The sequence below is a fragment of the Actinophytocola sp. genome (genome assembly GCF_050699935.1).
In the GTDB taxonomy this organism is placed as follows: domain Bacteria; phylum Actinomycetota; class Actinomycetes; order Mycobacteriales; family Pseudonocardiaceae; genus Actinophytocola.
In genome coordinates this window covers 1-3,002 of record NZ_JBOHGB010000285.1, presented here as the reverse complement: position 1 = coordinate 3,002, position 3,002 = coordinate 1, and the positions used below count along the sequence as shown (strand labels likewise).

At 72.8% G+C, this 3,002-nt stretch carries 3 protein-coding genes; 2 read left to right on the top strand and 1 reads right to left on the bottom strand.

The window, feature by feature from the left end; translation table 11 throughout:
* Nucleotides 1-168: 168 nt before the first annotated feature.
* A complete protein-coding gene (locus ACRDTB_RS37885) occupies nucleotides 169-891 on the top strand; it encodes a sterol desaturase family protein (protein ID WP_431437100.1) in 723 nt (240 codons plus the stop codon).
* 14 nt (nucleotides 892-905) lie between these two features.
* Here the strand turns inward: ACRDTB_RS37885 and ACRDTB_RS37880 are convergent, their stop codons facing one another.
* On the bottom strand, nucleotides 906-1,586 hold the full coding sequence (locus tag ACRDTB_RS37880) for a TetR/AcrR family transcriptional regulator (protein WP_431437099.1): 681 nt from the start codon (nucleotides 1,584-1,586) through the stop codon (nucleotides 906-908).
* 86 nt (nucleotides 1,587-1,672) lie between these two features.
* Here ACRDTB_RS37880 and ACRDTB_RS37875 point away from each other — a divergent pair.
* Nucleotides 1,673-3,002, top strand: a 1,330-nt coding sequence (locus tag ACRDTB_RS37875) for an MMPL family transporter (protein ID WP_431437098.1), incomplete at its 3' end; no start/stop codon positions are given.

The following is a 3,002-nucleotide window of genomic DNA, read 5'->3' as shown; positions in this document are numbered from 1 at the left end:
GCTCGGCCCGGTGATGGACGCCGAGGTCACCCGTGTCGAGGTCTACCGCGCGCTGACCACCGCGATCGTGGCCGGCGACGCCCCCGAGGCCCGCCGCCTCGCCGAGGACCTGCTCGGCGCCGGCACCCAGGGCCTGCTGTCGGTGATCCGGAAGCTGGAGGAACACACGTGACTGACGACGTCGACGCCCGCGCACGGGCACGGGTCCGCGCGGACGAGGCCGCCATCACCGGCTCTCGCCGCCGCTCCGCCAGCCTGCGCAACGCGGCCCGGAGGTTCTGGCGACACCCGTCACCCTGGATACTCGCCACCGTGCTGGCCGGCGCGGTCACGGCCCGGCTGATCGCCGGCGACTGGCGCGCGAGCGACGCGCTCACACCGGTGATCATGGTGGCGGCGTTCCCGTTCTTCGAGTGGGCCGTGCACGTGTGCGTGCTGCACTGGCGGCCGCGCCGGGTCGGCCGGGTCATGATCGACCCGCTGCTGTCCCGCAAGCACCGCGCGCACCACGCCGACCCGCGGAACGTGCCCCTCGTGTTCATCCCGTGGCGGGTGCAGGTGTGGCTGCTGCCCTCGACGACCGCGATCGCCTTGCTGGCGTTCCCCAGGCTCGGCCTCGGGCTGACCTTCCTGGTGACCGCGGCCGCGCTGGGCCTGGGCTACGAGTGGATGCACTACCTGATCCACAGCGACTACCGGCCGCGCACCCGGCTGTACCGGGCGATCTGGCGCAACCACCGGCTGCACCACTACAAGAACGAGCACTACTGGTTCACCGTGACCACGTCCGGCACCGCGGACCGGGTCCTGCGCACCCACCCCGACCCGGAGGCGGTCCGCACCTCGAAGACGGTCCGTGACCTGCACGCCCGGGAGGCTGTCGCGCGCTAGATGACCGCGGCGCGCTAGACCGCGGCGCGCATCTCGTCGGCCAACAGGGCCTCCTGCTCCGGCGTGAGGCCGTTGCCGGCCAGGCCGTTGGCGAGGATCAGCATCGCCTTGACGATCGCCTCCTCGCGCAGCTCCGCCGGCATGTCCCGCAGCGGGCCGTCCAGCAGCGTGGACAGGCCGTGCACCATCGACCAGGCCGCCACCTCGGCGAGCGGCCGCCGCTCGACGCTGAGGTAGCCGACCGCGACGAGCTCGTCGAGCGACTCCAGCAGCAGCCCGAACGGGTCGCTCGGGGTCGCCTTGTCCGGGTCGCGCGGCGGGCCCTCCCACGAGAACACCGTGCGGAACAGGCCCGGCTGCGCCCTCGCGAACGCGATGTACCCGCGACCCAGCGCGGCGAGGCTACCCAGCGCGAAGCGCACCGGGTCGTCGGGCCGCGGGCGCGCGGACAGCTCCTTGTTCATGGCCGCCGACAGCTCCTCCAGCGCGGCCTCCTTCGCCGCCCCCAGCAACTCCTCCTTGCCCGCGAAGTGCCGGTACGCGGCGGTCGGCGTGACCCCGACCTGCCGGGCCGCCGCGCGGATGCTCACTTCACCCGGCCCGCCCTGCGCGGCGAGCTCCGCCGCGGCCTCGATCAGCGCGTTGCGGAGATCGCCGTGGTGGTAGCCGCGCTTCGGCGAACCTGAGATTTCCATGAGACCGATGTTGACACCAGCAAACATCGATGGCAAGTTAACGGCTGCCAAGTTTATGCATGTTCACATTAGCCAGGGAGCACGCCATGTTCGGTCGCATCGGCCGGTTCGCCGCCACCCACGCCCGCGCGGTTCTCGTGGTCACGGTCCTGGTCATGATCGGGGCCGGCGCACTCGGGTTCACCGCCTTCGGCAAGCTGCGGACCGACGGCGGCTTCGAGGACCCGGCCGCCGAGTCCAGCCAGGCTCAAGCACTGCTCGACTCCGCGTTCGGCGGTGAGAACGACGTGGTCTTCCTGCTGACCGCGGCCGCCGGCACCGTGGACGACACGGCCGTCCGCGCCGCGGGCACCGAGCTCACCGACCGGCTGTCCGCCGACGCCGCGCTGGTCGACCTCGCCTCCTACTTCACGACCGACGCCCCGCCGATGCGGTCGGCGGACGGCCGGCACGCCATCGCGGTCGCCAAGCTCGCCGAGGACGGCGACGTGACCGAGCTGCGCGACGCCTACGGCACGACCACCGGACCGGTCCAGGTGCGCGTCGGCGGGCCGGAGGCGGTCGGCGTGGACATCGGCGACCAGGTCGGCAGCGACCTGGCCCTCGCCGAGTCGATCGCGGTGCCGATCATCCTGGTACTGCTCGTGGTCGTGTTCGGCAGCGTCGTCGCCGCCCTGCTGCCGCTCGCGATCGGCGCGATCGCGGTGCTCGGCACGTTCGCGGTGCTGTCCGTACTCGGCTCGCTGACCGACGTGTCGGTGTTCGCGATCAACCTGACCACGGCGCTCGGCCTCGGCCTGGCTATCGACTACGCGCTGCTGATGGTCAACCGGTTCCGCGAGGAGCTCGCCGGCGGCCGCGACACCCGGGACGCGGTGGTCCGCACGGTCGAGACGGCCGGCCGGACGATCATGTTCAGCGCGCTGACCGTCGCGGTGGCGCTCGCCGCGCTGCTGGTGTTCCCGCTGTACTTCCTGCGGTCGTTCGCCTACGCCGGCGTCGGCGTGGTGATCGTGGCGATGGTCGGCGCGATCGTCGTGCTGCCGGCACTGCTCGCCGTCCTCGGGCCGAAGGTCAACTCGCTGCGGCTGCCCTGGGTGCGCAAGACGCCCAGCTCGGTGTCCGCGGTCTGGGCGCGGATCGCCGGGGTCGCCATGCGCCGGCCGGTGCTCGCCGGCGCGCCGGTGGTGATCCTGCTCGTGATCGCCGCGATTCCCCTGCTGCGCGTGGAGTTCGGCACGCCGGACGACCGGGTGCTGACCACCGCGTCGGAGACCAGGCAGGTCGGCGACGTGCTGCGGGCCGGCTTCCCGGGCGACGACGGCAAGGCCATGCAGCTGGTCACCCGCGAGCCGGCGGACGTCACCGGCTACGCCGCGCGCCTGTCGTCGCGGCCGGGGGTCGAGTCGGTCGCGA

What these genes read in the sequence shown, in the direction of transcription:
- ACRDTB_RS37880 (WP_431437099.1), bottom strand. Translation starts at nt 1,586, where the DNA reads ATGGAAATCTCAGGTTCGCCGAAGCGCGGCTACCACCACGGCGATCTC.